Genomic DNA, 339 nt, shown 5'->3' on the forward strand with positions numbered 1-339 from the left:
TTCGAATGTGTTGCCACGACGCATAATCGTCACTTAGTTTATTACTAAATTTCCATATCCAGTAATCTGCAATTCCCAAAGGTATTTCTGTTCCGTCGTAACCAGTGGTTAAAAAATCTACGTCTAAAAAAACATCACTAACGGTATAATTATTATTATTATTATTATTTGTAGTGTTATTAGGTTTACTTACTGGGGATGCCCAGTAATTGTAGGTGTATTTATCGGCGGTACCTATTATATCTTTTTCTAAAATGCCCGCACTTGTTATATCAAGAGAGCTATGTTCAGTTTGAACTAGTTGAGCATCACCTTCAAGTTTTAAGGTGCCATCGAGTT

General features: G+C 34.8%; 1 protein-coding gene. It reads right to left on the reverse strand.

From position 1 onward, the window contains the following. The coding region (locus H4O21_RS28640) for a hypothetical protein (protein WP_220495895.1) at window positions 1-339 on the reverse strand (339 nt) is incomplete at both ends.

The organism is Oceanospirillum sediminis (assembly GCF_014164585.1).
GTDB classification, from domain to species: domain Bacteria; phylum Pseudomonadota; class Gammaproteobacteria; order Pseudomonadales; family Halomonadaceae; genus Oceanospirillum; species Oceanospirillum sediminis.